We start from the raw sequence: 26,094 nt of genomic DNA on the forward strand, positions 1-26,094 counted from the left end.
GCGTGCGTGCGCCGGTGCGCTCGTCGAGCGTCGAGTTGCGCGACATCCACGTGAAGTTCGGGACCCTGGAGGTCCTGCGCGGGGTGGATCTTCGCGTCGAGAAGGGGAAGACGACCTGCATCATCGGGCCGTCGGGTTCGGGCAAGTCGACGTTGCTGCGGTGCGTGAACCGGCTGCAGGAGCCGGACCGCGGCGATCTGCTGCTGAACGACGAGAGCGTCATCTCCGCGGACCCGGACGTGCTGCGGCAGCGGGTCGGCATGGTGTTCCAGCACTTCAACCTGTTCGGGCATCGGAGCGTGCTGGACAACATCGTCCTGCCGCTGCGCAGCGTCAAGCGCCTCGGCAAGGAGGAGGCGGCGGCGATCGCCCGTGCGCGGCTGGAGGACGTCGGCCTGGCGGACAAGGCGCCGTACCGGCCGAGCGCGCTCTCGGGTGGCCAGCAGCAGCGGGTCGCGATCGCGCGGGCGCTGGCGATGGAGCCCGAGGTCATGCTGTTCGACGAGGCCACCAGCGCACTGGACCCCGAGCTGGTCAAGGGCGTCCTGAACCTGATGGCCGGTCTCGCCGAACGCGGCCTGACCCTGCTGGTCGTGACCCACGAGATGGGCTTCGCCCGCAGTGTCGCCGACGAGGTCGCCTTCATGGACGGCGGCAAGATCGTCGAACAGGGCCCGCCCGCCGAGATCTTCGACAACCCGCAGAGCCCGCGTCTGCAACGCTTCCTCTCGCAGGTGCTCTGACCAGGCTTCCGGCATGTCCCGAATGCCCCATGGGGGACGTTGAACGTCTCGAACGGAGCATTCGGGACATGGGGGCCACCTCGCCGACAGGTAACCTGCGATCATGGCGAGAATCGCGCGGCTGACGTATTACCCGGTCAAGGGATGCGCCGGGACCTCGGTGGACACGGCGGTGGTCACCGAGGCCGGGCTGACACACGACCGCGCCTTCATGATCGCCGCGCCCGGCGGTGACTTCCGCAGTCAGCGCAAGTTCGCCGCCCTCGCCACCGTCCGTCCCCGCCTCACCGGCGACGGAACCCTTGAACTGTCCGCGCCCGGGCTCGAAGACCTCGAAGTCGACATCCGGAAAGACGGCCCACGGCACCCCGCGTCCACCTTCAGCTGGCACGGCGACGCCGTTCACCAGGGCAAGGAGGCACAGGACTGGTTCTCGACGCTGCTCCGAGCCGAATCGATTCTCGTCGGCGTCGCGCCGGACCACGAGCGCGTCACGAGCGGAGAGACGCCCGGCACCGCGGCCTTCGCCGACGGGCACGCACTCCTCGTCACGAGCGAGTCCTCTTTGGACAGTCTCAACGAGAGGATCGCGTCGCGGGGCGGCGAGCCGGTGCCGATGGATCGCTTCCGCCCCAACATCGTCGTGGCGGGCTGGGAAACACCGCACACCGAGGACGACGTCCGCGCGATGCGGGCCGGGAGCGCCGAATTCGGCTACGCGAAGCCGTGTGTGCGGTGTTCGGTGCCGATGGTCGACCAGGAGACCGGCGTGAAGTCCGGTCCCGAGCCGATCCGCACGCTCGCCACCTACCGCCGCGATCCCGACGGCGGCGTGACGTTCGGGATGAAGGCCGCCGTCACGAAGCCCGGTCAGCTCGCCGTCGGCGACGAGGTGATCGTGCACTCCTGGGCCGGGCCGAGGCCCAGCGTCGCGGCCGCCGAGCCACCGTTGATCGCGACCGCGAGCCGGCCTGCCGAGTCGGTGTAGAGCACCGCCTCGCCCCGCGGCACGTCCCCGAACGTCCGGCCCACCACCGCCCGCACCGCGACCCGCGCGCTGTGCACCGACACCGCGCCGGTCAGCTCGGTCAGCGCCAGGTCGGCGGGACTCGCGGCGAGCTGGACGTTGCCGAAGTGGTCCACCGTCACGACCTCCGCGACCAGCTTTCCCGGGAACGCGGCGACGAGCGGGTCCGCCAATGTCACCGGATCGGGCACTCGCTCGCCGAACTCCGACGGCGCCACGCCCAGCGCGAGATGCGCGGCAGCGGGGGCGAAGATGTCGCGGCCGTGGAAAGTGGCCGATGTCTCGGGGAGTCGCAGCGAAGGCTCGGACAGCTCGAAAGTCTCGACGACGCCGCCGAGCGCCGATGCCGCGGGAAGCAACAACCCGTTGTCCGGCCCGACGAGCAGTCCCCGCTGCGCGACGACGACAACGCCGCGCCGGGCGGTACCGACTCCGGGGTCGACCACCGCGAGATGCACCGCTTCGGGCAGGTAGGGCACGGTCTGCGCCAGCGCCGTCGCGCCGTGCCGGATCTGCTGCGGCGGCACCTCGTGGGTGACGTCGATCATCTGGACGTCGGGCGCGAGCCGCGCGATCACCCCGCGGCAGGCCGCCACGAACCCGTCTCGCAGGCCGTAGTCGGTCGTGAACGAGATCCACCGGTACGTCATGACCTGCATCATCGCGCGGGTTAGGGTGCTGCGGTGACGACGCTCGCCGATTACCCGAAGATCTCCGCAGGCAAGGTCCGCGAACTGTACGCGGTCGACGACGACCATCTGCTGCTGGTCACCTCGGACCGGATCTCCGCCTACGACTTCGTGCTGGACACGCCCATCCCCGACAAGGGGAGGGTGCTCACGGCGATGAGCGTCTTCTGGTTCACCCAGCTCGCCGACGTCATGCCGAACCACCTCGTCGCCTACGACGACCCGCGCATCCCCGCCGAGGTCCGCGGTCGCGCGCTGCTGGTGCGGCGGCTGAGGATGCTGCCCGTCGAGGCCGTCGCCCGCGGCTACCTCACCGGCTCCGGGTTCGCCGACTACCGGCGCACCGGCGCGGTGTGTGGCGTCGAACTGCCCGCCGGGCTGGCGGAGTCCGCGAAGCTGCCCGAGCCGATCTTCACCCCGGCGACGAAGGCGGAACTCGGCGAGCACGACGAGAACGTCACGTTCGACGCGGCCGCCGCCACCATCGGCCGCGAGCTGGCCGAACGGGTCCGCGAGGCCACCCTGACGATCTACCGGCGAGGCGCCGACCTCGCCGCGGAGCGCGGAATCCTGCTGGCCGACACGAAGTTCGAGTTCGGCCAGGACGAGAGCGGTGCTCTCGTCCTGGGGGACGAAGTGATGACCCCGGACTCCTCGCGCTACTGGCCCGTGGACGGCTACGCGCCCGGCCGCACGCAACCGTCGTTCGACAAGCAGTACGTCCGCGACTGGCTCACCGGCCCGGCCTCCGGCTGGGACCGCGCGTCCAACACCCAGCCGCCGCCCTTGCCGGACGACGTCGTCGCCGCCACTCGCGCCCGCTACGTCGAGGCCTACGAGCGCATCACCGGGCTCTCACTGGCGGACTGGCCGGGCTGACCTTCGCGCCGGGCAATCCACCGGAAAACGGTCCGCGTTGACCCAGCCGGGTGAACGCCTCCGCAACCGTCGTCGGACCGTTCGGTGCAGTTCACGGCGTGGTCAGGCGGTCGCCACCGGGGTCCGGCCCAATGGGCAGCGTGGACGCTCGTTTGCTCGTATCGCTGTCCGGGATCACACCGCGGACACTGCATCGCTGCGCCGACCTCGCGGCCGAGCTGGAACGACGCAAGGTGCCGCTGTCGGTCCTGTATGCGGCGAGGACCGGCGACGGTCCGGTGACGGAGTGGACGCGAGTCCGCGCGAAGGCCGGTGATTCCGTGCTCCTGCACGGATACGACCATCGCGTCACGCCTACCCATCGGACTGTCCACCTCGGCAAGAAAGCCGAGTTCGCGGCACTGCCCGCACACGAGGCGCGGCTGCGGCTGATCGCCGCGAAGGCAGCACTCGAGGGCACCGGGCTCGCCGTCGACGGGTTCGCGCCGCCGCGCTGGATCGCGTCGCAGGGCACGCTCCAGGCGTTGGCGGAACACGGTTTCACGTTGTGCGCGGACCTGGTTTCGGTGCGGGACCTGGAAAGCGGTGAATCCTGGCGCTCACGGGTCCTGGAGTTCAGCAGCCAGTCCCAGCGCACCGAAACCGTGCGCTGCTTCGCGCTCGTGCTCGCGAGCGCCAGGGCGGCGCGGAGAGGCGGCCTCGTCCGCCTGGGAGTCGAGGCCGCCGATCTCGCGCGTCCCGGTCTGCGCCAGGCATTGCTCGACGCGGTCGATGTCGCGCTGGAGAACCGGGCTTTCGGCTCAACCTATGGCGCGCTCCGCCGCGTCGGTGTTTGACAGGACAGCCTGACGTCAGACGGTGGTGGGCTCGGCGCGGTCGAGCACCTTCACTTCGGTGCCCTCGGGCGCGAGGTTGCCGAACAACCCGTAGTGCAGGGCCGGATTCGCCAGCACGGCCTCGTGGATCGGCACGGCCGTGCGGGGTGCCACCGCCCGCAGGTAGTCCACCGCCTCGCCCGCCTTGAGCCACGGGGCGCCGGTGGGCAGGCCGAGCACGTCGATCTTCTGCTCGGGCACGAAGAACGAGTCGCCGGGGTGGTAGAACGCGCCGTGGTCGACCACGTAGCCGACGTTCGGGATCACCGGGATGTCGCTGTGGATCACCGCGTGCTCACCGCCGACGACGTTCACCGTGCTGCGCCCGATTTCGAACGCGTCGCCCGGTTTGGCGACCTCGAACGTCGCGCCCGTCTTCCGCACGGTCTCGACGGAACCGGGGTCGATGACGAGTTTCGCGCCGGGGTTGGCCTCCAGCAGCGCGGGCAGCCGCTCGACGTCGAGGTGGTCGAAGTGCTGGTGGGTAACGAAAATCGCGTCGAGTTCGCGTTCGCCTTCGAAGCCGGCGGAGAACGTGCCCGGGTCGATCAGGATCCGTGCGCCGTCGGTCTCCAGCAGCACGCAAGAATGTCCAAAGTGGACAATTCGCATCAGGATTCTCCTTAGGATCGTCGCTTTCCACCCTATGCCCGGATGAGGGCGCCGCCAAGTTCGGTTCGTCGTCGGCGGACTTCCCTGCCCCGCCGCGCGGCCTCCGGCGCGTTCGGCTCCGAGTCCACTTTGGGCAGTTCGACGCTGGTGTTCACGGTGCTCGCCACGGCCACGACCGGGTCGTACCGGATGGGTCCGTCGCGGTCGACGCGATGATCGTCGAGGGCGTGCTCATCGCCGGGCCCGCTCGCGAGGTGCCTGCCCTGGCTGGTCTGTCAGTTCACCGTCGGGCTGCTGCTGTCCTCGATCGAGGTCGCGCCGCTTCCGCTCGTCCAGTGGCTCGGGGCACCTGATGCGACGGCCCCGATCGTGACTGCCGTGCTGTGCGGCGCGAGCATCGGGGGCAGTTCGCTGTACGCCTGGCGCGGGACGACCGGCGAACCGCGGCTGTTCCTGACCGGACCGCTGATCACGATGACGTCGGCGAGCCTCCAGCGTCTGCTCCCGGAAAACCGCAGGTCGGAAGGGTCCTCGCTGGCGTTCACTGTCCAAACGACCGGGTTCGGGCTCGGCTCGCTCGGCGTCGGCGTGCTCCCGCTCCGGCTCACGCCGTTGTTCGGTACCTTTTCCGCGGCGATCATCGTTGTCATGCTGGGTACCCGGCCCCGGCGAACTGTTGGCACTGCGTCAGTAACGTCGTAGCCTGGGCCTTACGTCGATACCACGGGAGTGACGCCGATGACCGCCGTGCAGCCCAAGCCGACCTCGGTCGGCGAAACCTTCGACTCGCTGAGCCCCGCGACCGACGAGGTGGTCGGGACCTATCCGGTCAACACCGCGGAAGAGGTGAAGGCCGCGGTCGAACGCGGGCGGGCGGCCGCCGAATGGTGGGCCGGCCTCGGCTACGCGGGCCGTGGTGAGCGGCTGCGCCGGTGGAAGGGCGTGCTGACGCGCCGCCTGCCGCAGCTGTGCCAGGTCGTGCGCGACGAGACCGGCAAGCCCATCGCCGACGCGCAGCTGGAGAGCGTCCTCGCGATCGAGCACATCGCCTGGGTGAGCAAACACGCGCGCAAGTACCTCGGCAAGCAGCGGCGTCCCGCCGGGCTGCTGATGGCGAACCAGGCGGCGACGGTCGAGTACCAGCCGCTGGGCGTCGTCGGCGTGATCGGGCCGTGGAACTACCCGGTGTTCACGCCGCTCGGCTCCATCGCCTACGCGCTCGCGGCGGGGAACGCGGTCGTCTTCAAGCCGAGCGAGTACACCCCTGGCGTCGGGAAGTGGCTGGTCGACGCGTTCGCGGAGGTCGTCCCGGAGCACCCGGTGCTGCAGTTGATCACCGGCTTCGGCGAGACCGGCGCGGCGCTGGTCGGCGCGGGCGTCGACAAGATCGCCTTCACCGGCTCGACCGCGACCGGCAAGAAGATCATGGCCGCGGCCGCCCAGACGCTGACCCCGGTGGTCATCGAGGCGGGCGGCAAGGACCCCGTGCTGGTGGACGCCGACGCCGACCTCGACGCCGCCGCGGACGCGACGGTGTGGGGTGCCTTCTCGAACTCCGGCCAGACCTGCATCGGCGTCGAGCGGGTCTACGTCCACGAGCGGGTGCACGACGAGTTCGTGCGCAAGGTCGTCGAGAAGTCGAAGGACATTCGCGCGGGCTCGGACGAGGCCGCGCAGTACGGCCCGGTCACCATGCCCTCGCAGCTCGGGGTGATCCGCAAGCACATCGCGGACGCGCTGGCGCGCGGCGGGAAGGCCGTGCTCGGCGGGGTCGACGCCGTCGGCGACCGGTACGTCCAGCCGACCGTGCTTGTCGACGTCCCCGAGGATTCCGAGGCGGTCCGCGAGGAAACCTTCGGCCCGACCGTCACCATCGCGAAGGTGCGCGACATGGACGAGGCGGTCGAGAAGGCCAACGACACCAAGTACGGCCTCGGCTCGACGGTGTTCTCGAAGTCGCGCGGCCTCGAACTGGCCCAGCGGCTGCGCACCGGCATGACCGCGATCAACGCGCCGCTCTCGTTCGCGGGCGTCGCGTCGCTGCCGTTCGGTGGCGTGGGCGACTCCGGCTTCGGACGGATCCACGGGCCGGAGGGCCTGCGGGAGTTCGCGCGGTCCAAGGCCATCGCCCGGCAGCGCTTCGCGCCGCCGATGATGCTGACTTCCTTCAGCCGCAAGCCTTCCACGGACGCGCTGGTGGCGAAGCTGATCACCGTGCTGCACGGAAAACGCTGATTCGCCTGGTAGGCCCGTGGGGGCCTCCCCGAGGGACCCAGAGTGCCTCAGGGAGGTCCCCGCGTTGTTTCTCGTGCGTCCTTTGTGGACTCTGCGGCGGGGCCGGAGCGGTTGCGACAAGGGCGTCCCTCGGTGCGTCAGATGCGTCCAGGGCGTCCCTCGGCTTCCGCGCCTTGGGGCCCGCCTTCAGGACCTCTGGAGCGTGTCGGGGCGGAACGGCTCGGCTCACGTGTCGTGAACGGAGCGTTCGCGACGATCAGCGTCCCGAACGGAGCGTTCGCGACAGACATGGCCGCCGCACTCTCGGCGACCTCTCGTCAGCTATCCACTTCCAGTTGTCCACAGCCCTGCGCCGATGTGGACAACTCCGGCCATTGTTGATCTTGAACCCGGTTTTGTCGTACCCCGGCGGTAGAATGGTCTTGGGGTCGCCCCCCGGAGCGGGAGGGGGATACCCGAGCAGTGGGGTGTCTCAGCGGGCGTCGGCCCGGATGAGGTCGGCGGCCTTCTCTGCGACCATGATCGTCGGGGCGTTCGTGTTGCCCCGCGGGACGATCGGCATGATCGAGGCGTCCACGACGCGCAGGCCGTCCACGCCGCGCACCCGCAGAGCCGGATCGACGACAGCCTGTTCCCCGTTGCCCATCGAGCAGGTGCCCACCGGGTGATACAGCGTCTGCGTGTTCGCCCGGACGTGCTCGATCAGCGCGTCCTCGTCCAGTTCGGACCGATCGGGGAGGAACGGCTTGTCCAGGAAACGCGCCAGCGGTCCGGATTTCGCGATCTCCATCAGCGTCCGCAGGCCGGCGAGGGTCGCCTCCATGTCCGCCGGGTCCGCGTAGTACGCCGGGTCGATCAGCGGTTTCCACAGGGGATTCGCCGACTTCAGCCGCAGCCGTCCGCGGCTCGCGACGTCGACGAGTGTGGTCGCCGAGGTGAAGCCCGGCACCGTCGGCTCACGCAACCCGTTGTCGTAGAACAACGTCGGCGCGACGTGGAACTGCATGTTCGGCGCGGCCATTCCGTCCATAGTGGACATGAAGCCGCCTGCCTCGCCCACGTTGGACGCCAGTGGGCCGCGTTTGGTCAGCTGGTACCGGACGAGCCCGGCGGGCGTCGCGGCGTCGACAAGATCCGTCGTGCCGCGGGTGGACCAGATGACCGGAGATGCCGGGTGGTCGTGCAGGTTCTCGCCGACGCCGGGCAGCGCGGCCACGACGTCGATGCCGAACTCCCGCAGGTGCTCGGCGGGCCCGACTCCCGAGAGCATCAACAACTGCGGCGAGTTGATCGCGCCGCCGCACAACAGTACTTCGGCCGCCGCGTGCGCGATCTTCTCAACCCCTGCGTCCAAATAGGACACACCGGTGGCGCGGGTTCCCGAGAACACCACGCGCGTCGCCTGTGCGCAGGTGCGGACGGTCAGGTTCGGCCGCGTCAGCGCCGGGCGCAGGTAGGCGTCCGCTGTGGACCAGCGCGCGCCCTTCTTGCAGGTCACCTGATAGAGCCCGGCGCCGTCCTGCGTCTCGCCGTTGAAGTCGTCGTTGCGCTTGAGTCCCCACGTCACGGCCGAATCCACCCAGGCGTGGGACAGCTCGTGGGTGAACCGCCGGTCCTCGACGTGCAGTGGCCCGTCCGTGCCGTGCAGCGGACCGCCGAACCGCTGGTTGCCCTCGGCACGCTTGAAGTACGGCAGGACGTCGTCGAAACCCCAGCCCTCGGCGCCGTGCTCATCGCGCCAGGCGTCGTAGTCGGCGCGGTTACCGCGGATGTAGATCATCGCGTTGATCGACGAACAGCCACCCAGCGTCTTCCCTCGCGGCCAGTACGACGTCTTCCCGGTGTGCTTCTGCTCGACCGTCTCGTAGTTCCAGTCCCATTTGGTCTTGAACAGCGCGGCGAACGCGGCCGGGATGTGGATCTCGTCGGCGGTGTCCTCGCCGCCCGCCTCCAACAGCAGGACTCTGGCCGAGGGATCCTCGCTCAGCCGGTTCGCCAGCACGCAGCCCGCGCTGCCCGCGCCGACGATGACGTAGTCGTAGGAGTCCTGCTCGGCCACGCTGCCTCCCGGGGTATTGGCACCCTGCCAAGAGCTCATCATGACGCAGCTCACCCTACGCGCAAAGCCCCCGGTAGAGGGGTTAGTCCGACGACGGGTCGAACGAGGTGACGCACGGGCCGCCCTTCGCGCGGTCATCGGTTTCGACGCGGCCCTGGCTCGGCACGCCGTCCACCTTGGCGTCGACGTGCACGATCGTCCGGCCCGCGGTGCGCAGCACGTCCGTCGACTGCGCGACGAGCTTCACTTCGCCGTTGATCAGCTGCTGGGTGCCGCTGCGGGTGGTGTCGGGCGCGTCCTTGCACATGACCGACAGCGCCGCCGGGATGTCGCGCCCGTTGACGGCGGCGATGAACTGGTTGGCCGCGTCCGCGCCGTCCTTCACTTCCGGCCTCGGCCTCGGGTCCGTCGACGCGCTGGCCAGCGGCTCCGGTTCCCCGCCCTCCTTGGCGTCGCGCACGCACCAGCCCTGATTGCCGGGGATCATCGCGAGGCCGTAGCTGAGCGGGCCCGCGGTCACCGTCGCCGCCCGCTCCTGCTGGCCGGTCGGATGCACCGGGTTGGTCAGCTTCGCCTCGTCCTTGGCCACCGCGAACGCCTGCTCGGCGGTGTAGGACCGCTTCGAGCGGATCTTGCACCACAGCTGGTCGAACATCGCGTGCTCGGTGATCGCGTTGGCGAACGACTGTGCCAGCTGCTCCGGTGTCGCCTGCGACGTGGTGTCCAGCTTCTTCTTGAAGAAACCCGGCGTGACCCAGCCGGTGAACGCGAAGGCACCGCCGAGCACCACGACGACCGCCACGACGACGATCCACAGCCCGGCTTTCGACTTCTTCTTCGGCGGCTGCGGAGGCGGGTACTGGCCGTATGGCGGCCGGCCCTGCGGGGGATAAGGGCCCTGCGGCGGGTAGGGGCCTTGCTGCGGCGGGTGGTTCATGTCTCCCCCTCGATACCGGTCCGTCAGGCGCCCAGGCTAGTGAAGTACGCTCTGACGGTACCCACGACCTGCGTGAATAAGGAGCAGCCTGCCGTGGCTCGAGTCGTCGTCGACGTCATGCCGAAACCCGAGATCCTCGACCCGCAGGGCCAGGTGGTGGCCCGCGCGCTGCCGCGGCTGGGCTTCAGCGGCGTCACCGAGGTTCGCCAGGGCAAGCACTTCGAGCTCGAGGTCGACGACTCCGTCGACGACGAGACGCTCGCCAAGATCGCCGAGGGCCTGCTGGCCAACCCGGTCATCGAGCAGTGGACGGTCCGGCGGGTGGAGGCGTGACCGCCCGGATCGGCGTCGTCACCTTCCCCGGCACCCTCGACGACGGTGACGCCGCCCGCGCGGTCCGCTACGCCGAGGCCGAGGCGGTGCCGCTGTGGCACGCCGACGAGGACATCAAGGGCGTCGACGCGGTCGTCGTCCCCGGTGGTTTCTCCTACGGCGACTACCTGCGTGCCGGGGTGATCGCCCGCCACGCGCCGGTGATGACGTCGGTGATCGAGGCCGCGCACCAGGGCATGCCGGTGCTCGGCATCTGCAACGGGTTCCAGATCCTGTGCGAGGCGGGGCTGCTGCCCGGCGCGATGATCCGCAACGCGGGCCTGCACTTCATCTGCCGCGACCAGTGGCTGCGCGTCGAGAACACCGGCACGGTGTGGACCAGCCGGTACGAGCAAGGCGCCGAGATCCTCATCCCGATGAAGAACATCGACGGCTGCTACATGGCCGAGCAGTCCACTTTGGACGAGCTGGAGGCCGAGGGCAGGGTCGTGTTCCGCTACGTCGGCGGTAACCCGAACGGCTCCCGCAACGACATCGCCGGGATCCGCAGCGCCAACGGCCGCGTGGTCGGTCTCATGCCGCACCCGGAGCACGCCATCGACGCGCTGACCGGACCGTCGGACGACGGCCTCGGCATGTTCTACAGCGCCGTCGACGCACTGGTGAACGCCTGAGCGAGACGCTCACCAGGCGGAACCGATTGACCGACGTTCGGTGACGGTGGTGGCATGGGCCCATGACCCGAGCCATGCCCCGGGCGCGCGTCGAGCTGACGTTCGCGATCCGGGTCGACGCGGACCACGAGCGGGCGGCAGGCATCGCCGCCCGCGTTGCCACCGCCGTCCAGAATGCCGTCGGGGACTGTCCGGAACCCGGTGAGGTGCTGCTCTTCGAGGTCCCGCCGCCGACCGTGCGGCCGACGGTGGAACGACCGCTGCGGCTGCACGTCCCGTCGCGGCGGGCGCTGCTGCACGGCGAGGCCCTCGACTTCACCCGGCTCGAATTCGACCTGCTGCTCTACCTCGCCACGCATCCCGACCGGGTGCTCGACCGCGAGACGCTCCTGCGCGAGGTGTGGGAGCTGCCGGGCACCGTCGGCGGGCGCACGGTCGATGTCCACGTCCGCAAGATCCGGGGGAAGCTCGAACCGGTGATCGCGCCGATCACCACCGTGCGCGGCGTCGGCTACCGGTTCGACGGCGCCGATCAGGTCGACGTGGAGCTCGCCGACGCCGGTCACCGTCCACTCGCGACGGTGACCGCCGTCGGCTAACGGCTATTCCGCCTTGGAGTGGTCGCTGCTGAGCCACTTCTCCGGGCGCATCCGGACCAGGACCGAAGTCTCGGTGAGCGAGCCGTCGACGAAGGCGCGGGCCTGGTCCTCGGGCAGATAGCGCTCGGCGATCCGCGTCGCCTGCTCTCGGGTGGGGGCCGTGTCGCTGGCTACGACGGGACCTTCCACGGTGACGTACTTGTACGGTTGCTGCTCGGACTGCACCACCAGGCTGAATCGTCCGGCCTTGCGGAGCGAGCGGTCCTTCAGCGAGTCGCGGTCCATCCAGACGAGGACTTCGCCACCGGGCTCGTAGTCGTACCAGACCGGCACGGCCAGCGGCGCGCGTTCGTCCCGCCCGATCGCGAGCACCCCGATGTGGACCCCGCTCAGGAACTCCTGACGCTCCTGGGCGGTCATGACCATTGGCATGCGGATCTCCCCTTGATCGACAGTGTCATCCGGGGCCAACACCGCCACCGCTCCGGACATTCCGGACGCCTGCTGAAGGGGACTTTCCTCGCGTGTCATGCGCTGAAAGTCCCCTTCAACTCACGAGACGAGACGAAAGTCCCCTTCAGCTCGCGGCGGCGACCAGACGGGCATACGAGCCCTCCGCCGCGAGCAGGGTGTCGTGGCTGCCCAGCTCGGTGATCCGGCCGCCCTCCACGACCGCGACCCGGTCCGCCGCGGCCGCGGTGTGCAGCCGGTGCGCGATCGCGATCACCGTCCGGCCTTCGAGCACGCTGTTCAGCGACCGCTCCAGCTCCCGTGCCGAACCGGTGTCCAGCAACGACGTCGCCTCGTCCAGTACCAGCGTGTGCGGGTCGGCCAGCACCACCCTGGCGAGCGCGAGCTGCTGCGCGAGCGCCGCGGGCACGGCATATGCGCCGGAGCCGAGCTTCGTGTCGAGGCCGTCCGGCAACGACGCGGCCCACTCCGCGGCACCGGCCGAGGCCAGCGCCGCCCGCAACTCGTCGTCCGTCCACTCGCCACCGGCGCGCCGGGCGGGCAACGCCAGGTTCTCCCGCAGCGTCCCGGAGAACACGTGGTGTTCCTGCGTGAGCAGCAGGACCTCGCCCCGCAGGACGTCATCGGCCAGCGTCGACACCTCGGTCCCGCCGATCCGCACCGAACCGGACGTCGGCGCCGCGATCCCGGCCAGCAGCCGTCCCAGCGTCGACTTGCCCGCACCGGACGGTCCGACGATCGCCAGCCGCTCACCGCGCGGCACGCGCAGGTCGATCCCGTGCAGTACCTCGCGATCCGCGGTGTAGCCGAACCGGACCCCCGAGACGTCGATGTCGCGTCCGCGCGGCGCCTCGGCTACGGCGTCGCCCTGCGGGGTGGGCCGGACACCGAGAATGCGCCGCGCCGCGGCCAGTGCGACCTGCAGATCCTCCAGCCAGAACAACGCCTCGTTGAGCGGCGTCGCCATGGCCTGGGTGTAGAGCAGCATCGTGGTGATCGTGCCCAGCCCGGCCCAGCCCTGGCTGTAGGCGAGGACGCCGAGCAACAGCATCGCCGCGGCCGGCAGCACGTAGCTGATCTCCAGCGCCGGCAGCCAGCGCATCTGCAGCGCCCGCAGCTTCCGCTCGCTGAAGATCGTGTCGCCGAGAGCGGCGCGGCTGGTACGGATACGCCGTTCGGTCAGCCCGAGCGCCTCGACGGTCCGCGCGCCTTCGACGGTTTCGTGCGCGATCGACTGCAGCACGCCCCAGCGGTCCAGCATCGAGGCCATCACCGCCGGGATCCGCCGCTGGTACCAGACGTTCACCGGCACCAGCAGCGGCAGCGCGACCAGCAGGCCCGCCGCCAGCAGCGGCGACGTGACCACCATCGCGATCGTCGTCAGCAACACGGTCACCACCGCGATCAGGATTTCCGGCGCGGCGTTGCGGACCGCGTGGTCCAGCCTGCCGATGTCGCTGGTGGCACGGCTGAGCAGATCACCGGTCCCAGCGGCTTCGACGGTGCCCAGCGGCAGCGTCAGCGCGTTGCCGACGAAACCTTCGCGGGTCTCGGCCAGCACCAGCTCGCCGAACTTCCGTGCGCGGAACCGCGCGGCCTTGCGTGCGGCCGCCTGCGCCAGCAGGACCACGACGAACGCCACGGCCAGCAGATCGACGCGGGCGGCCGTGCCGCCCTCGACGACGCCGTCCACCAGCCGCCCGAGCAACTGCGGCCCGGCCAGCCCGATCAGCGTCGCCAGGCAGAACATGCCGAGCATCAGGGCGAACTCGCGCCGGTGCGCGTTCGCCGTGCGCAGCGCCCAGCGCCGGACGTCCCGCTGGGACGCCAGTGGGAGCTTCTTCATGGTGGTCACACCGTTGCTTTCGTACTCACGACTTCGTCGGCCACATGTGTCCACAAAGGACTCTGACTGAACACCACGGTCGTCCGCCCGCGCCGCAGTTTCGCGACGCGCTCGGTGATCCGCGCCTCGGTGTGCGCGTCGACGGCCGACGTCGGCTCGTCCAGCAGCAACACGTCGGCGTCCATCGCCAGCGCCCTGGCCAGGTTCAGCCGCTGACGCTGACCGCCGGAGACCTCGCGGCCGCGTTCGCCGATCAGCTCGTCGACGCCGCGCGGCAGCGCCTCCACGATGTCGTCGGCATCCGCCGCGTAGAGGGCGTCGCCTATCTCGATGTCGCTCTCGTGCGGTGGTGTCAGCTGTTCGCGAAGGATCCCGGAGAACCAGATGTCCTGGTTGTGCGCGTACACCACTCGCTTCCGCAGCTCGGCCAGCGCGATCTCGTTCGCGGGGATCCCGCCGATCAGCGCCTGCTCCTCCTCGGCGACGTCCGCGAAGCGGGCAAGCCGAACGGCGATCGCCTCGGCGTCGGCGCCGAGGTCGACCACGGTGAGCTTCCCCGCCGCGATCCGGATGCCGCTCTCGCTGTCGTAGAGGTCCAACGGCCCTGCGGGCAACGCCTTCGGCGTATCCGGATCGGAGAGCCGGGGCTTGATCGACAGCAGTCCGCACACCTTGCGCGCGGCCACCAGCGCGGAGCTGAGCGAACCCGCGAACTCGGTCATGATCGCCACCGGGCCGATCAGGAACGCCGAGACGCCGTAGAACGCGACCAGCTCGCCGACCCCGATCGTGCCCTCGATCGCCAGCCGCGCGCCCAGCCAGGTGATGGCCACGGTGACCAGGCCCGGCAGCGCGATCTCGGCCGCGGCCAGCCAGGCTTCGCTGCGGCCGACCTCGTTACCCGCGAAGCGCACCCGCTGGCTCGCCGTGCGGAACCGGGCCAGGAAGCGCCGTTCGCCGCCGACCCCGCGCAGGATCCGCAGGCCGGACACGATGTCCGCGCCCAGCGCGTTCACCTCGGACAGGTTCTCCCGCTGGACCGTCTTGCGTTTCTGCAGCGGCGCCAGCAGCGGCCCGATCCCGGTCACCGCCAGCGGGACGCCGACCAGCGCGATCACGCCGAGCAGCGTGGAGGTCGACAGCAGCGCGATGCCGATCACCACGAACGAGAGCACCGCTCCGCTCGCGCGGCCCAGCACCTCGAACATGTTGCCGATGTGGTTGATGTCCGAAGTGGTCACGGCCACGACGTTGCCGGTCGTGGTGTGCTCACGCAGACCGGCGCCGACCCGGGTGGTGTGCTCGGTGACCGCTCGCTGGGTGGCCGCGGCGCCGTGGAGCCACAGTCCGTACTGGATGAAGTGCAGCCAGGTACCGAAACCCGCCTGGAGCACGCCGAGGACGGCCATGAGCGACGCCCAGCGCCAGACGGCGGCCGTGTCGTGTGCCGCGATCGCGCTGATCCCGCGGCCGATCACCAGCGGTTGCAGCGCGCCGGGCAGCAGCCAGAGCGCACCGATCAGCGCCCCCGCGAGGACGACCGGCGACCGGGCACGGAGCACGGCGAACAGGTACCGGGCGGCGGTCAGCCGGGCCGGTAGCCGAGGCGTTCGGATGGGATATGTGGCGGAAAGCACGTACATCGACGTTAAAGACCCGCGCCCGGCGACGCGACCGAATTATGCCGGTGTGGGCTGGGACCCGGAGCGGGTGTGAGCAAGGTGACGACCTACTCTTGAGGCCGTGGCGAACCCAGACGGCGACACCGTGACCAGCACCGTTGACACCACCGCGCGCGCCGAGGCGACTCCGGACCTCGCGCAGCCGTACGTCGAACTCGGCCTCGCCGAAGACGAGTACGCCCGGATCCGCGAGATCCTCGGCCGACGGCCGACCGACGCCGAACTGGCGATGTACTCGGTGATGTGGAGCGAGCACTGCTCGTACAAGTCCTCGAAGAAGCACCTGCGCTACTTCGGTGAAAGCGCCACGCCCGAGATGAAGGAGAAGACGCTCGCGGGCATCGGCGAGAACGCCGGTGTGGTCGACGTCGGCGAGGGCTGGGCCGTCACCTTCAAGGTGGAGAGCCACAACCATCCGTCCTATGTGGAGCCGTACCAGGGTGCCGCGACCGGCGTCGGCGGCATCGTCCGCGACATCATGGCCATGGGCGCGCGTCCCCTCGCGGTTGCCGACGCGCTGCGCTTCGGCCCCGCCGACGCGCCGGACACCAAGCGCGTGCTGCCCGGTGTGGTCGCCGGTGTCGGCGGCTACGGCAACTGCCTCGGCCTGCCGAACATCGGGGGCGAGCTGGTGTTCGATCCGAGCTACGCGGGCAACCCGCTGGTCAACGCGCTGTGCGTCGGCGCGATGCGGGTCGAGGACCTGCACCTGGCGTTCGCCTCGGGGACCGGCAACAAGATCATCCTGTTCGGTGCGCGGACCGGGCTCGACGGTATCGGCGGCGTGTCGGTGCTCGCGAGCGACACGTTCTCCGGCGACGAATCGGCGGCGGGGCGCAAGAAGCTGCCGAGCGTCCAGGTCGGCGACCCGTTCACCGAGAAGGTGCTCATCGAGTGCTGCCTCGAGCTGTTCGCCGCGGACGTCGTCGTCGGCATCCAGGACCTCGGCGGTGCCGGGCTGTCCTGCGCGACGTCCGAGCTGGCGGCGGCCGGTGACGGCGGGATGCACATCTACCTCGACCGGGTTCCGTTGCGCGCCAGCGGAATGACCCCGGCGGAGGTGCTCTCCAGCGAGTCACAGGAGCGCATGTGCGCGGTCGTCACGCCGGAGAACGTCGACGCGTTCATGAAGATCTGCGCGAAGTGGGACGTCATCGCCACCGACATCGGCGAGGTCACCGACGGCGAACACCTGGTGATCACCTGGCACGACGAGACCGTGGTCGACGTCCCGGCGCACACCGTGGCGCACCAGGGCCCGGTGTACGACCGGCCCATCCAGCGACCGTCCACTCAGGACGCGCTGATCGCGGACACCTCGGCGAAGCTGCCCCGTCCGTCCACTTCGGACGAACTGCGGGCGGATCTGCTCAAGCTGATCTCCTCGCCGAACCAGGCGTCGAAGGAGTGGGTGACCTCGCAGTACGACCGCTACGTGCGCGGCAACACGGTGCTCGCGCAGCCGTCGGACTCCGGCGTCATCCGGATCGACGAGTCGACAGGGCGCGGTGTCGCCGTGTCGACGGACTGCAACAGCGGCTTCGTCTACCTCGACCCGTACGAGGGTGCGAAACTGGCGCTCGCCGAGGCGTACCGCAACGTCGCCACCAGTGGTGCGACCCCGGTCGCGGTGTCGGACTGCCTCAACTTCGGTGCCCCGACCGACCCCGGCGTGATGTGGCAGTTCGAGCGGGCGGTGCACGGCATCGCCGACGGCTGCGTCGAGCTGGGCATCCCGGTCACCGGCGGGAACGTGAGCTTCTTCAACCAGACCGGTGACGTCGCGATCCTGCCGACACCGGTGGTCGGCGTGCTCGGCGTCATCGACGACGTGACCCGCCGCATCCCGACCGGGATCGGCGCGGAAGCGGGCGAAACCCTGCTGCTGCTCGGGGAAACCCACGACGAGCTGGACGGTTCCGCGTGGGCGCGCGAGCTGCACGGCCACCTCGGCGGCGTCCCGCCGAAGGTCGACCTCGCGCGGGAGAAGCTGCTCGCCGAGATCCTCGTCGCGGGCTCCCGGGACGGCATGATCTCCGCCGCGCACGACCTCGCCGACGGTGGTCTCGCCCAGGCGCTCGTCGAGACCGTCCTCATCGGACAGTGCGGCGCGCGGGTCTTCCTCGACACCGACCAGGATCCGTTCGTGCAGCTGTTCTCGGAGTCGACGGGCCGGGTGCTCGTCGCCGTGCCGCGCACCGAGGAACTGCGGTTCACCGAGATGTGCACCGCGCGCGGCCTGCCGTGGCGCAAGACCGGCGTCGTCGACCCGGAGGCGAATTCGCTGGAGCTGCAGGGAATCACGACGTTCTCGCTCGACGAGTTGCGCGAGGCGTGGGAGCGCACCCTCCCCGCCCTGTTCGACTGATTCGGCGAACTCACGTACCCAGGCAGTCGGCCGGTGAGCCGACTGCCTGGGTACGTCAGCCGGCCGTTCGGAGACGCGAGCCGACGTTCTGGACGCTCAGCTCACGAGTCCTTGCCCGGTAGCACAGTGCCTGGTGGCACGTCGGTATCCACAAAGGACACTTCGCCGGACGCGGTGCACTCACGGAATTCCGGAACCTGCCCGAACTTCGCCCGATCGAACCGCAGGGTGCCCCGGACGATCGCGCCGGTGAGGTCCACGCTTTCCTCGAACACCGTGTCGCTGAAGTCGGCGCCGTTGACGATCTCGGTCCGCTGCATACCCAGCCAGGCCACCCGGCGGCGCGGCAGCATGAAGCGGTCGAGCCGGGCACCCGCCAGGTCGAGTCCGTAGGCAGGCACGTTCTTTTCCTTGGTGTGCGGCATCAAGGTCCGGATCAGCTGCTGGGCGGTTCGGCGCACCTGGCGCTCCCGGCTCGCCGCCTCCAGTTCCTCGTGCTCGGTGATCCGGGCCCCGAAGTTCGGGTGCCGGAACGGCCGGCGCAGATACGCACACAACACGTCGATCACGGTCTGCCCGTAGAGATCCGGCCGGGCGCGCGCGAGTCCGGCCAGGGCGTGCATGGCGCCGAGCCGCACCTGATCGGCCTCGTGCCCCAGCAGTTCGACGGCCTTGGCGAACCGATCGTCGGAGACCCGGTCGCGCTCGACGGCATGCCGCGCCTCCTCGACACGTCGGCGCCGGTCGTTGAGCCACAGTCCATAGAGGACCGCCACCGCGCCACCCGCCAGTCCCGACGTCTTGAGCGCGTCACCCCGGCTGGTCGCCGGATCGGCCAGCAACCACACCAGCACTCCCGCGAACACCGCCGCGGTGAGCAGAAAGGCCCACAACAGCGGGGATCTGAGCCGCTTCATTCGCGCCCCGGGACGATCCGGGCGGTCCGCTCGTCGAGTTTCTCCAGTCGCCAGTCCGCCGGTAGCAGCGGTTTCTTCGCCGTAGCGGCGGTGGTGTTGTTCAGCGCGCCGGAGTCCGGCGGTCCGGCGAACCGGAGGTCGGCCAGGCCTTCGAAGCGGGTGTTGCGCAGATCGAAGAATCCCTTGCGGACGGCGTCGATGAATACGGCGTCTTTGGCGAACACGGCGTTCTTGAAGGTTGTCCTCCCGGCGAACCTCGTGCCCTCGAAGACGGCGTCCTCGTGGAACATCGTCCCGCTGAACCAGGCGCGATCGTGGAATTCCGTGTCCTCACAACGGAAATACCCCAGGCTCCGGTCCCCGGTTCCGGCCCCGGTGAAGTAGGCCGCCCGAAGGATGCGGCACTTGCTCAGGTTCGTGCTGCTGTGCAAGGACACGTACCGCATGACCAGCTCGCCGATCGTGTGCTCGGAGAGGTCGAAGTACTCCAGCTCCGCCCCGGTCAGATCGAGCTTGTAGGCCGGTGCGTCGACGGCGTTGTGTGGTGGCAACAGGTCACCGATCAGCCGTTGCGCGGTCAGCCGGACCTGACGCTCCTGGTCCTTCGCCGGGTCCGGCGACTTCGCCCCAGTCAGAACGTCGTCAGCATGCGGATATTCGAACGGCCGCCGCAGGTAGGAACACAGCACGTCGAGCACGGTCTGCCGATAGCTCTCCCGGCTCCTGGCGAGCCCGGCGAGCGCGTGCAGCGCGCCGACCCGTACCTGGTCGGCCTCGTGGCCGAGCAGTTCCACCGACTTCGCGAACCGCTCGTCACCGACCCGTTCACGGTCGAGTTCGGCCCGGCTGAGTTCGAGCGTGTGCCGATCGCGCTCGACCTCCTGCCGGGCCTCTTCGACCTTCCGTCGCCGGTCGTTGAGCCACAACGCATACAGCGCGACGACCGCGCCTCCGGCGAGGCCGCCGGTCTTCAACGCGTCGCTGTGGCTCGTCGCCGGGTCAGTGAGCAGCCAGCCACCCACGGCCAGCAGCAGCACCACCGCGGCGACGAACGTCCACAGCAACGGTGAGCGCACGTGCTCAGTGGGCGTAGAAGAACATGATCAGGACGCAGGGCTTGCCGCCGGTCGACGACGCGCCGACGGTCCCGCTCACGGTCTTGCCGCCCATCGTGCCGCCGAGCCTGCCCATGGTCGTGCTCTTGTCCTCCACCGGCGTCACGGTGATCTGCGGGTCGCCGCTGGTCGCCTGGTTGACGCTGTCCTGCAGCGAAGGCCGCATGGTCGAGCAGCCGAGCGCGAGCGCGCCTTCCTTGTCCTTCGCGTTGAGCTTGTCGACGAAGCTCTTGATCACGTCGAACTCGGCCGCGCGGTTCGGGTTGTCCGACGACGGCGAGCTCGAGGACGGCGACGAGGAGCGCGTGCTGCTGGGGCGCGACGGCGTCGTCGAGGTGTCACTGCCGCTGGTCCCGCCGGTACGCGAGAACTTGGTGACGGACTTCCAGCACCAGTTGTCGCCGGACTTGACGATCGTGCCCGAGGACGTGCCCTGCCTGCCGCTGACGGTCATCGCGACGTTCGCGGAGTACTCGGTGTCGGACTTCTTGTTCAGCCCGCCCTCCATCCGCACGCCCGAGATCTTGTCGAGGTCCTTGAGCATGCTGTCGATCAGGCGGTCCGAGTCCGGGCACTTCAGCGCCACGAGCGCGGCGTTGTCGTGCTTGTTGAGCCCGTCGATGATCGACTGCGCGGTCTTCTGCGCGCCGTCCTCGTCCTTGCTGACCAGGAAGCCGGGCGCGAGGAAGCCGGTGATGCCGAAGACCGCCCCCAGCACCACGACCACGCCGAGCGTGATCCACAGCCAGAGCAGGCTCTTCTTCTTCGGCGGCGCGGGCGGGCCCCCGAAGCCCTGCGTGTAGGCCGGGTTGTTCGGGTCCCACTGCTGTTGCGCGTTGGGATCCCAGCCCTGCTGTTGCTGCGCGTTCGGGTCCCAGCCGCCCTGCGGGTACTGCTGCTGACCGGTGTTGGGGTCCCAGCCGCCCTGCTGCGGGTACTGCTGGGTCGGGTACGGCTGCTGCGGCTGCCCGAATCCGCCGGACGGCGGCTGTTGCTGGCCGTACGGATCAGGCTGCTGGCCGTAGGGCTGGCCAGGCTGTCCCGGCTGGGGAGGGTAGGTCATCTTTCTTGCCTTTCCGCTGGCTCAGTCTTCTGGCTCAGTCTTGGGTGATGGCCTCATGCGAACACGAACAGACCGGCGACACACCAGTTGCCGCCCACGTTGCCCGCGGTGATGAAGCCCGCGGCCTTCTTGCCGTCGAGGGTGCCGCCGAGCTGGGTCAGGGCGGTGTCTTCGCTGCCGGTCGGCTCCTCCGCGGTGAGCCTGGGGTCACCGGTGGTCGCCCGCGTGACGGCGTCCTTCACCAGCTCCTCCATCCCCGGGCACACCAGCGCGTTCGCGCCCGCGGCGTCCTTCGCGTTCAGCTTCGCGAGGACCGTTTCGACCAGTTGGCGTCCGCCGGCCGGTGCCGGGCCCTCGCTGCTCTTGGCTGGCGGCGGTGCTCCGGTGCCGGGCCGGGACGGCGGGACGGGCATGCCGCTGGGCAGGCCCGGCGCCCCGGTCGCACTCGACGTGCTCGCTGGCGGAGCGGCGCTGCTTTCGTTCTTGCCGAGGAAGAACCCGGGCGCGACGAAGCCGGTGACACTCAGCGCGATGACGACGACCACGGCGACGGCGACCGCGATCCACAGGCCGGTCCGGTTCTTCCGCGGCGGCTCCGGCGGTGGCCCGGGATAGCCGCCCTGCGGCGCGTTCGGGTCCCAGTGGCTCTGCTGCTGGGGGTACGGCGACGGCGGCGTGCCCGGATCCCACCCGCCGGGCTGCGGCGAGGCACCCGGTTGCGGTGGATACGTCATCGGTCTCGCCTTCCGTGTACGCCGTGCTTCGCGCGATCTGACGGACGGCGTACGCCGGTGGTTCCCCCAGACCTCGACAGCAGCATTGTGCAAGGTGAGACAACCGGACACAAAAGCGGCTCCCGGCCGCGCCACCCGAAGGGGCGGCGGGACCGGGAGCCTGAATCGATCGTGACGGGGCAGGTCAGCCGTTCGCGAGCGCCTGGAGCCGGTCGTAGGCGCCGTTGAAGACGTTCTGGTCGATGGGGCTCGAGGAGTACTGCCAGAACGTGTAGAAACCCCAGTTGTAGGGCAGGGTGCCGGGCGCGGAGGCGTACCGCGCCACCCAGAGCGGCACCGTGCTCGCGAACTGCTGGGACGTGCCGACGCACTGGCTCCACCAGCTCGTCGACGTGTAGAACACCGGCCAGCGGCCGGTCCTGGCGTGATAGGTGTCGTGGAAGTCCCTGATCCACGCCCCCATGGCGGCCTGGCTCTTGCCGTAGCAGGTCGCGCCGTACGGGTTGTACTCCAGGTCGGCGGCCCCCGGCAGGGTCTTGCCGTCACGGGACCAGCCGCCGCCGTGGTCGACGAAGTAGTTCGCCTGCTGCGCGCCGCTGGACCGGTCCGGCAGCGCGAAGTGGTACGAGCCGCGGATCATGCCGACGTTGTAGGAGCCGTTGTACTGCTGGGCGAAGTACGGGTTGGTGTACCCGGTGCCCTCGGTCGCCTTGACGTAGGCGAAGCGCTTTCCCTGGTTCCACCAGTTCGCCCAGTCGACGTTGCCCTGGTGACCGGACACGTCGATCCCGGCGACCGACGCGTCGACCTGCTGGCCGATCGCGTCCGTGCCACGGGCCTGTTCGGCGGCCTTGCGGGTGTCCGGAGTGGACTGGTCGCCTTCGACCCGGCGGATCTGGGACCCCAGTTCGTGATCCTGGTCGATGGCGGACGCGCTGCTGGTGGTGGGGGACGGTTCGGCCGTCGCCTGGACCGTGGAGCCGAGCAGGAGCGCCACGGTGGGGACGGCGAGAGCGGCGAGCAGAGCGGATCGCCGGCCTCTTCGGGAAGTGGACATCATCGGATTCCCTTCACAGATACCCTCGCTGAGGACGGCTTACTGCAGGTAGCCGCCCAGGCACGATTCTTAGCTACCGGGTGCGGGTTTGTCACCGAATTCCGTGAAATTGAGCACTCACGTGAGTGAATTTCCCGGGGAGTTGATCTTTACTTCGTGAGTCACTAACCCTTTGGGTCAGCCCCTGGCCAGCGTCCGAAGCCGGTCCAGCGGGCCGTTGAACCAGTTCTGGTCGCCGGGGAGCGCTCCGTGGTTGGCGAACTGCCAGATCGTCTGGGTGGCCCAGCTCGCGGGCAGCGGGCCGACCTGGGTGTCGTACCGGGCGAGCCACAACGGGATGTCGCCGAAGCTCCCGTTGTCGCCGGTGCAGCGCCGCCACCAGTTGGTCGAGGTGTAGATCATGGGCGCGCGGCCGGTACGGGCGCGGTAGGTGCCGACGAAGTCCCGGATCCACGCGACCATCCCCGCCGCGTCCTTGCCGTAGCAGGTCTCGCCGTACGGGTTGTACTCCGCGTCGAGCGCGCCAGGCAGCGTTTTCCCGTCGCCGGCCCAGCCGCCGCCGTGATCGACGAAGTAGTTCGCCTGCGCGGCGCCGCTCGACACGTCGGGCAGCGCGAAATGGTAGGCGCCCCTGACCAGCCCCACGCTGTGGGAGCCGTCGTACTGCTGGGTGAACTGCGGGTTGGTGTAGGTGACGCCTTCGGTCGCCTTGACGTAGACGAACCGGGCGCCCGCCCCCGAGGCGCCCGGCCAGTCGACCGGGCCCTGATGGCTGCTGACGTCGTGGCCGAGGACCTGGTCCTCGGCGCTGTAGCGAAGGTTCGGGACGCCGCCGGCACCCTCGTACCGCTCGATCTGTGAGCCCGCGTAGTGGTCCTCGGGGCCGGTGACCTGCCGGTACTCCCCGGCGGACGCGGGCGCCTGGCCGCACAACACGATTCCGGCGGCGATCGCGGCGACGCCGCGGATCGGACGATGCTTCACCCTCGACTCTCCCTCACCGGACGCACGTACTCCGATGAGGCTCACGATGCCCGTGTGACGCGAGTGGGGCGACCTTGATCACCCGAAGGTGTCGCCGAATGCCGTGAAGGAGGCCTTCACGGACTGTCGCGGGGCCTACTTCCGCTCGTCCGCGAGGGCGCGGATCAGGTGCTCGGCAGGCACGACCGCGGTGATCCGGTCGTGCGGGTTGATCGCCACCGGGTGTCCGCCCAGCAGCCCGACGATGTCGCGCCCCAGCACCGCCCTGGCGTGCGGCCACTCCTTCGGCACCATCGACTTCGCGGTGTACGCCGGGACCATGACGCGCCCGTCGGTGTTGTGGAAGCCGATCACCGTGCGCTGCACCGGCGACATCGCGTACACGAACAGCGTCGAGTCCAGGATGACGCGGGGGAGGTCCTCGGCGGGCCGGTGCTCGGTGCGCACGAGCTGGAGCAGCCGTTCGAGCTCGCTGCTCGGTTCGGGGAACCCCAGCGCCTTCGGCGACGGCCGGTAGCGGTCGTTGGGGTGGAAGTCCGCCACGATGTCCCCGCCCGCGTTGACCGGATAGGCGCCCACCACGGCCCACGACGGCACCGGGCCGTTGGGGTCGAAGGCCTCGTCGATGACGTACAGCCAGCTGTTCGGGTTGGCACGCGCGTTGCGGCGCATCTCGGCGGTGATCTCCGGCTTGCCGGTCTTGCCCGGCTTGCCCCGGCCACCCGGTTTACCCGGCCTTCCCGCGGGAGTCTGCGAAACCATCCGATCTGCCTCGTCCCGCTGCGCCATCGCCATCCCTACGTCCCGGGTGCCTGAAGGATCTAGTTCTGCCACTCTACTGTTTCCCCATGGTCTCTTCGCGTTCGGTCGACCCCGCTGAGTTACGCGCGGCGGTGTCGGCAATTTCCCCTTGGCTGAACGGGAACGCCCCCGATCCGGACCGGCCGGAACTCGCCGCGGCGGTCCGGCTGAGCCTGCGGACACTGGCCGCGGACGCGCCGGGCCGCAGTGTCGAAGTCCGCGTGCCGCCCTTCGCGGCCGTCCAGTGCGTCGAGGGGCCCCGGCACACCAGGGGCACCCCGCCGAACGTCGTCGAAACGGACCCGCGGACCTGGCTCGAACTCGCCACGGGCCGCGTCGAGTGGGCAGCCGCGGTCGAGACCGGCCGTGTGAGCGCTTCCGGCTCGCGTGCCGATCTCTCCCGGTGGCTGCCCCTGCTGCGGATCTGACTCAGCGCTTGAAGCCGACGCCGCCCGCGATGCAGTGCTGGGCGGCACTGAGGTCCTTGATGCGCGGGCCGTCCGGCCACCAGTCGACGCAGCGGGTCACACCGGGCTCGACCATCTCGAGGCCGGGGAACAGCCCCTCGATCTCCTCCTTGGTGCGGAACGTCCCGGAGCCCATGGGGCTGTGCAGGAACATGTCCTCCATCTTGCGGGCGGTCTGGCTGTGCTCGTCCTGCGGGTCGAGGAAGTGCGAGACCGCGACGAACGAGCCCGGCGCGAGGTACGAGACGAACTCGCGCATGATCTCGGCGGGACGCTCCTTCGGGCCGTTGTAGTGGTGCAGGGTCCCCAGCTGAAGGAACGCCACCGGCTCGTCGAAGTTGATGTACTCGCGGACGTCCTTGTTGTTCATCAGGTCTTCCGGCACGAAGATGTCGTCCGAGACGAAGTGGGTGTTTTCGTTCTCCTCCAGCAGCGCGCGCCCGTGCGCGAGCACCACCGGGTCGTTGTCGACGTAGACGACGGTGGCCTCCGGGACCAGCCGCTGGACGACGTGGTGGGTGTTCTCGACGGTGGGCAGTCCCGAGCCGCAGTCGAGGTACTGGGTGATCCCGGTCTGGCTGGCTATGAACCGGCAGGCGCGGATGAGGAAGGACCGGTTCTCGGTCGCGAGGTCCTTCGCCTCCGGTGCCACCGAGAGCACCTTGTTCAGGGTCTCCCTGTCGATCTCGTAGTTGTCCTTGCCGTCGAGGAACGCGTCGTAGACGCGCGCGATACTCGCCCGCGTCGGGTCCACGCCGACAGGTACGGATCGCTCCGATTTGGTGGCTCCGGTCATCACGGCCTCGCAAGGTGTGGGGGAAATCTCTACTCTACTTAGAGTAGAGCTACGTACTCGCGCGGTAAACACGAGCCATCCCTATGCGGCAGCCTCCGGTGCGTGTACTTTCAGTAGCTGGACTGGCATCT

Annotated in this window: 27 protein-coding genes; 12 read left to right on the forward strand and 15 right to left on the reverse strand. The window is 69.6% G+C overall.

Going from position 1 to position 26,094, the window contains the following annotated elements:
* Window positions 1-2 precede the first annotated feature (2 nt).
* Window positions 3-743 carry an amino acid ABC transporter ATP-binding protein gene (locus ACFW0G_RS33805; protein ID WP_378329584.1) on the forward strand — a complete coding sequence of 247 codons (741 nt, stop codon included), beginning with the start codon at window positions 3-5 and terminating at the stop codon, window positions 741-743.
* A gap of 103 nt (window positions 744-846) precedes the next feature.
* Window positions 847-1,731, forward strand: a complete 885-nt coding sequence (locus tag ACFW0G_RS33810) for an MOSC domain-containing protein (RefSeq protein WP_378329533.1) — start codon at window positions 847-849, stop codon at window positions 1,729-1,731.
* Here ACFW0G_RS33810 and ACFW0G_RS33815 read toward each other — a convergent pair.
* Window positions 1,614-2,420, reverse strand: coding sequence for an S-adenosyl-l-methionine hydroxide adenosyltransferase family protein (locus tag ACFW0G_RS33815; RefSeq protein ID WP_378329534.1), 807 nt, complete (start codon window positions 2,418-2,420; stop codon window positions 1,614-1,616). The two genes, ACFW0G_RS33810 and ACFW0G_RS33815, sit on opposite strands and share 118 nt — an antisense overlap.
* 33 nt (window positions 2,421-2,453) lie before the next feature.
* On the opposite strand from ACFW0G_RS33815, the gene ACFW0G_RS33820 reads away from it, so the two are divergent.
* A complete protein-coding gene (locus tag ACFW0G_RS33820; protein ID WP_378329535.1) occupies window positions 2,454-3,338 on the forward strand; it encodes a phosphoribosylaminoimidazolesuccinocarboxamide synthase in 885 nt (294 codons plus the stop codon).
* Window positions 3,339-3,469: 131 nt separating this feature from the next.
* Complete coding sequence (locus ACFW0G_RS33825) at window positions 3,470-4,174, forward strand: DUF2334 domain-containing protein (RefSeq protein WP_378329536.1); 705 nt, start codon at window positions 3,470-3,472, stop codon at window positions 4,172-4,174.
* A gap of 15 nt (window positions 4,175-4,189) precedes the next feature.
* Here the strand turns inward: ACFW0G_RS33825 and ACFW0G_RS33830 are convergent, their stop codons facing one another.
* Window positions 4,190-4,825, reverse strand: a complete 636-nt coding sequence (locus ACFW0G_RS33830) for an MBL fold metallo-hydrolase (RefSeq protein ID WP_378329538.1) — start codon at window positions 4,823-4,825, stop codon at window positions 4,190-4,192.
* A 42-nt stretch (window positions 4,826-4,867) separates the two neighbouring features.
* Between ACFW0G_RS33830 and ACFW0G_RS33835 the strand changes: the two genes are divergently transcribed.
* From ACFW0G_RS33835 to ACFW0G_RS33845, 3 genes are all read left to right on the forward strand, one after another.
* Complete coding sequence (locus ACFW0G_RS33835; RefSeq protein WP_378329539.1) at window positions 4,868-5,041, forward strand: hypothetical protein; 174 nt, start codon at window positions 4,868-4,870, stop codon at window positions 5,039-5,041.
* Window positions 5,042-5,194: 153 nt separating this feature from the next.
* Entirely contained in the window at window positions 5,195-5,527 is a 333-nt protein-coding gene (locus tag ACFW0G_RS33840) for a hypothetical protein (RefSeq protein WP_378329540.1), read from the forward strand.
* Window positions 5,528-5,563: 36 nt separating this feature from the next.
* A complete protein-coding gene (locus tag ACFW0G_RS33845) occupies window positions 5,564-7,060 on the forward strand; it encodes an aldehyde dehydrogenase family protein (RefSeq protein ID WP_378329541.1) in 1,497 nt (498 codons plus the stop codon).
* 472 nt (window positions 7,061-7,532) lie between these two features.
* Here the strand turns inward: ACFW0G_RS33845 and ACFW0G_RS33850 are convergent, their stop codons facing one another.
* Together ACFW0G_RS33850 and ACFW0G_RS33855 are read right to left on the reverse strand one after the other, a co-directional pair.
* A complete protein-coding gene (locus tag ACFW0G_RS33850; RefSeq protein WP_378329542.1) occupies window positions 7,533-9,119 on the reverse strand; it encodes a GMC family oxidoreductase in 1,587 nt (528 codons plus the stop codon).
* Between the two features lie 82 nt (window positions 9,120-9,201).
* Window positions 9,202-10,056 (reverse strand): hypothetical protein, encoded by an 855-nt coding sequence (locus ACFW0G_RS33855; RefSeq protein WP_378329543.1) that lies wholly within the window; start codon window positions 10,054-10,056, stop codon window positions 9,202-9,204.
* A gap of 93 nt (window positions 10,057-10,149) precedes the next feature.
* On the opposite strand from ACFW0G_RS33855, the gene purS reads away from it, so the two are divergent.
* The 3 genes from purS to ACFW0G_RS33870 all read left to right on the forward strand — a co-directional run bounded on the left by purS (window position 10,150) and on the right by ACFW0G_RS33870 (window position 11,662).
* A complete protein-coding gene (gene purS, locus ACFW0G_RS33860) occupies window positions 10,150-10,389 on the forward strand; it encodes a phosphoribosylformylglycinamidine synthase subunit PurS (RefSeq protein ID WP_345395628.1) in 240 nt (79 codons plus the stop codon).
* On the forward strand, window positions 10,386-11,063 hold the full coding sequence (gene purQ / locus ACFW0G_RS33865) for a phosphoribosylformylglycinamidine synthase subunit PurQ (RefSeq protein ID WP_378329544.1): 678 nt from the start codon (window positions 10,386-10,388) through the stop codon (window positions 11,061-11,063). Before purS ends, purQ begins: the two co-directional genes overlap by 4 nt.
* A gap of 62 nt (window positions 11,064-11,125) precedes the next feature.
* Complete coding sequence (locus ACFW0G_RS33870) at window positions 11,126-11,662, forward strand: winged helix-turn-helix domain-containing protein (protein ID WP_378329545.1); 537 nt, start codon at window positions 11,126-11,128, stop codon at window positions 11,660-11,662.
* Window positions 11,663-11,665: 3 nt separating this feature from the next.
* Here ACFW0G_RS33870 and ACFW0G_RS33875 read toward each other — a convergent pair whose 3' ends face one another.
* The 3 genes from ACFW0G_RS33875 to ACFW0G_RS33885 form a co-directional block, all read right to left on the reverse strand.
* The gene (locus ACFW0G_RS33875; protein ID WP_378329546.1) at window positions 11,666-12,094 is read right to left on the reverse strand and encodes a pyridoxamine 5'-phosphate oxidase family protein; all 429 of its coding nucleotides are present in this window, start codon (window positions 12,092-12,094) and stop codon (window positions 11,666-11,668) included.
* 145 nt (window positions 12,095-12,239) lie between these two features.
* Window positions 12,240-13,979: an ABC transporter ATP-binding protein gene (locus tag ACFW0G_RS33880; protein WP_378329547.1), complete on the reverse strand. Its 1,740-nt coding sequence runs from the start codon at window positions 13,977-13,979 to the stop codon at window positions 12,240-12,242.
* Window positions 13,980-13,984: 5 nt separating this feature from the next.
* Window positions 13,985-15,616 carry an ABC transporter ATP-binding protein gene (locus ACFW0G_RS33885; RefSeq protein WP_378329548.1) on the reverse strand — a complete coding sequence of 544 codons (1,632 nt, stop codon included), beginning with the start codon at window positions 15,614-15,616 and terminating at the stop codon, window positions 13,985-13,987.
* 130 nt (window positions 15,617-15,746) lie between these two features.
* On the opposite strand from ACFW0G_RS33885, the gene purL reads away from it, so the two are divergent.
* Window positions 15,747-18,029, forward strand: a complete 2,283-nt coding sequence (gene purL, locus ACFW0G_RS33890) for a phosphoribosylformylglycinamidine synthase subunit PurL (protein ID WP_378329585.1) — start codon at window positions 15,747-15,749, stop codon at window positions 18,027-18,029.
* Window positions 18,030-18,130: 101 nt separating this feature from the next.
* Here purL and ACFW0G_RS33895 read toward each other — a convergent pair whose 3' ends face one another.
* The 7 genes from ACFW0G_RS33895 to ACFW0G_RS33925 form a co-directional block, all read right to left on the reverse strand.
* On the reverse strand, window positions 18,131-18,946 hold the full coding sequence (locus ACFW0G_RS33895; RefSeq protein WP_378329549.1) for a pentapeptide repeat-containing protein: 816 nt from the start codon (window positions 18,944-18,946) through the stop codon (window positions 18,131-18,133).
* Window positions 18,943-20,022 (reverse strand): pentapeptide repeat-containing protein, encoded by a 1,080-nt coding sequence (locus tag ACFW0G_RS33900; protein WP_378329550.1) that lies wholly within the window; start codon window positions 20,020-20,022, stop codon window positions 18,943-18,945. Before ACFW0G_RS33900 ends, ACFW0G_RS33895 begins: the two co-directional genes overlap by 4 nt.
* Window positions 20,023-20,026: 4 nt before the next feature.
* Window positions 20,027-21,124: a hypothetical protein gene (locus ACFW0G_RS33905; protein ID WP_378329551.1), complete on the reverse strand. Its 1,098-nt coding sequence runs from the start codon at window positions 21,122-21,124 to the stop codon at window positions 20,027-20,029.
* Between the two features lie 53 nt (window positions 21,125-21,177).
* Complete coding sequence (locus tag ACFW0G_RS33910) at window positions 21,178-21,858, reverse strand: hypothetical protein (protein ID WP_378329552.1); 681 nt, start codon at window positions 21,856-21,858, stop codon at window positions 21,178-21,180.
* Window positions 21,859-22,042: 184 nt separating this feature from the next.
* Window positions 22,043-22,915 carry a lysozyme gene (locus ACFW0G_RS33915; RefSeq protein ID WP_378329553.1) on the reverse strand — a complete coding sequence of 291 codons (873 nt, stop codon included), beginning with the start codon at window positions 22,913-22,915 and terminating at the stop codon, window positions 22,043-22,045.
* Window positions 22,916-23,092: 177 nt separating this feature from the next.
* Window positions 23,093-23,899 (reverse strand): lysozyme, encoded by an 807-nt coding sequence (locus tag ACFW0G_RS33920; protein ID WP_378329554.1) that lies wholly within the window; start codon window positions 23,897-23,899, stop codon window positions 23,093-23,095.
* Between the two features lie 135 nt (window positions 23,900-24,034).
* Window positions 24,035-24,694 (reverse strand): type VII secretion system-associated protein, encoded by a 660-nt coding sequence (locus ACFW0G_RS33925; RefSeq protein ID WP_378329555.1) that lies wholly within the window; start codon window positions 24,692-24,694, stop codon window positions 24,035-24,037.
* A gap of 53 nt (window positions 24,695-24,747) precedes the next feature.
* Here ACFW0G_RS33925 and ACFW0G_RS33930 point away from each other — a divergent pair, with 53 nt between their 5' ends.
* Window positions 24,748-25,128, forward strand: a complete 381-nt coding sequence (locus tag ACFW0G_RS33930) for a sterol carrier family protein (protein ID WP_378329557.1) — start codon at window positions 24,748-24,750, stop codon at window positions 25,126-25,128.
* Window position 25,129: 1 nt separating this feature from the next.
* Here ACFW0G_RS33930 and ACFW0G_RS33935 read toward each other — a convergent pair whose 3' ends face one another.
* Window positions 25,130-25,963 (reverse strand): SAM-dependent methyltransferase, encoded by an 834-nt coding sequence (locus tag ACFW0G_RS33935; protein WP_378329558.1) that lies wholly within the window; start codon window positions 25,961-25,963, stop codon window positions 25,130-25,132.
* Window positions 25,964-26,094: the final 131 nt, after the last annotated feature.

The organism is Amycolatopsis sp. NPDC058986 (assembly GCF_042741125.1).
Taxonomy (GTDB): Bacteria; Actinomycetota; Actinomycetes; order Mycobacteriales; family Pseudonocardiaceae; genus Amycolatopsis.

Coding starts and splice junctions, on each gene's coding strand:
- ACFW0G_RS33855 (WP_378329543.1), bottom strand. CDS start 10,056: ATGAACCACCCGCCGCAGCAAGGCCCCTACCCGCCGCAGGGCCCTTAT.
- ACFW0G_RS33880 (WP_378329547.1), bottom strand. CDS start 13,979: ATGAAGAAGCTCCCACTGGCGTCCCAGCGGGACGTCCGGCGCTGGGCG.
- ACFW0G_RS33915 (WP_378329553.1), bottom strand. CDS start 22,915: ATGTCCACTTCCCGAAGAGGCCGGCGATCCGCTCTGCTCGCCGCTCTC.
- ACFW0G_RS33845 (WP_378329541.1), top strand. CDS start 5,564: ATGACCGCCGTGCAGCCCAAGCCGACCTCGGTCGGCGAAACCTTCGAC.
- ACFW0G_RS33815 (WP_378329534.1), bottom strand. CDS start 2,420: ATGACGTACCGGTGGATCTCGTTCACGACCGACTACGGCCTGCGAGAC.
- ACFW0G_RS33830 (WP_378329538.1), bottom strand. CDS start 4,825: ATGCGAATTGTCCACTTTGGACATTCTTGCGTGCTGCTGGAGACCGAC.
- ACFW0G_RS33910 (WP_378329552.1), bottom strand. CDS start 21,858: ATGACGTATCCACCGCAACCGGGTGCCTCGCCGCAGCCCGGCGGGTGG.
- ACFW0G_RS33870 (WP_378329545.1), top strand. CDS start 11,126: ATGACCCGAGCCATGCCCCGGGCGCGCGTCGAGCTGACGTTCGCGATC.
- ACFW0G_RS33895 (WP_378329549.1), bottom strand. CDS start 18,946: ATGAAGCGGCTCAGATCCCCGCTGTTGTGGGCCTTTCTGCTCACCGCG.
- ACFW0G_RS33835 (WP_378329539.1), top strand. CDS start 4,868: ATGAGGGCGCCGCCAAGTTCGGTTCGTCGTCGGCGGACTTCCCTGCCC.
- ACFW0G_RS33925 (WP_378329555.1), bottom strand. CDS start 24,694: ATGGCGATGGCGCAGCGGGACGAGGCAGATCGGATGGTTTCGCAGACT.
- ACFW0G_RS33825 (WP_378329536.1), top strand. CDS start 3,470: ATGGGCAGCGTGGACGCTCGTTTGCTCGTATCGCTGTCCGGGATCACA.
- ACFW0G_RS33875 (WP_378329546.1), bottom strand. CDS start 12,094: ATGCCAATGGTCATGACCGCCCAGGAGCGTCAGGAGTTCCTGAGCGGG.
- ACFW0G_RS33905 (WP_378329551.1), bottom strand. CDS start 21,124: ATGACCTACCCTCCCCAGCCGGGACAGCCTGGCCAGCCCTACGGCCAG.
- ACFW0G_RS33810 (WP_378329533.1), top strand. CDS start 847: ATGGCGAGAATCGCGCGGCTGACGTATTACCCGGTCAAGGGATGCGCC.
- ACFW0G_RS33935 (WP_378329558.1), bottom strand. CDS start 25,963: ATGACCGGAGCCACCAAATCGGAGCGATCCGTACCTGTCGGCGTGGAC.
- ACFW0G_RS33930 (WP_378329557.1), top strand. CDS start 24,748: ATGGTCTCTTCGCGTTCGGTCGACCCCGCTGAGTTACGCGCGGCGGTG.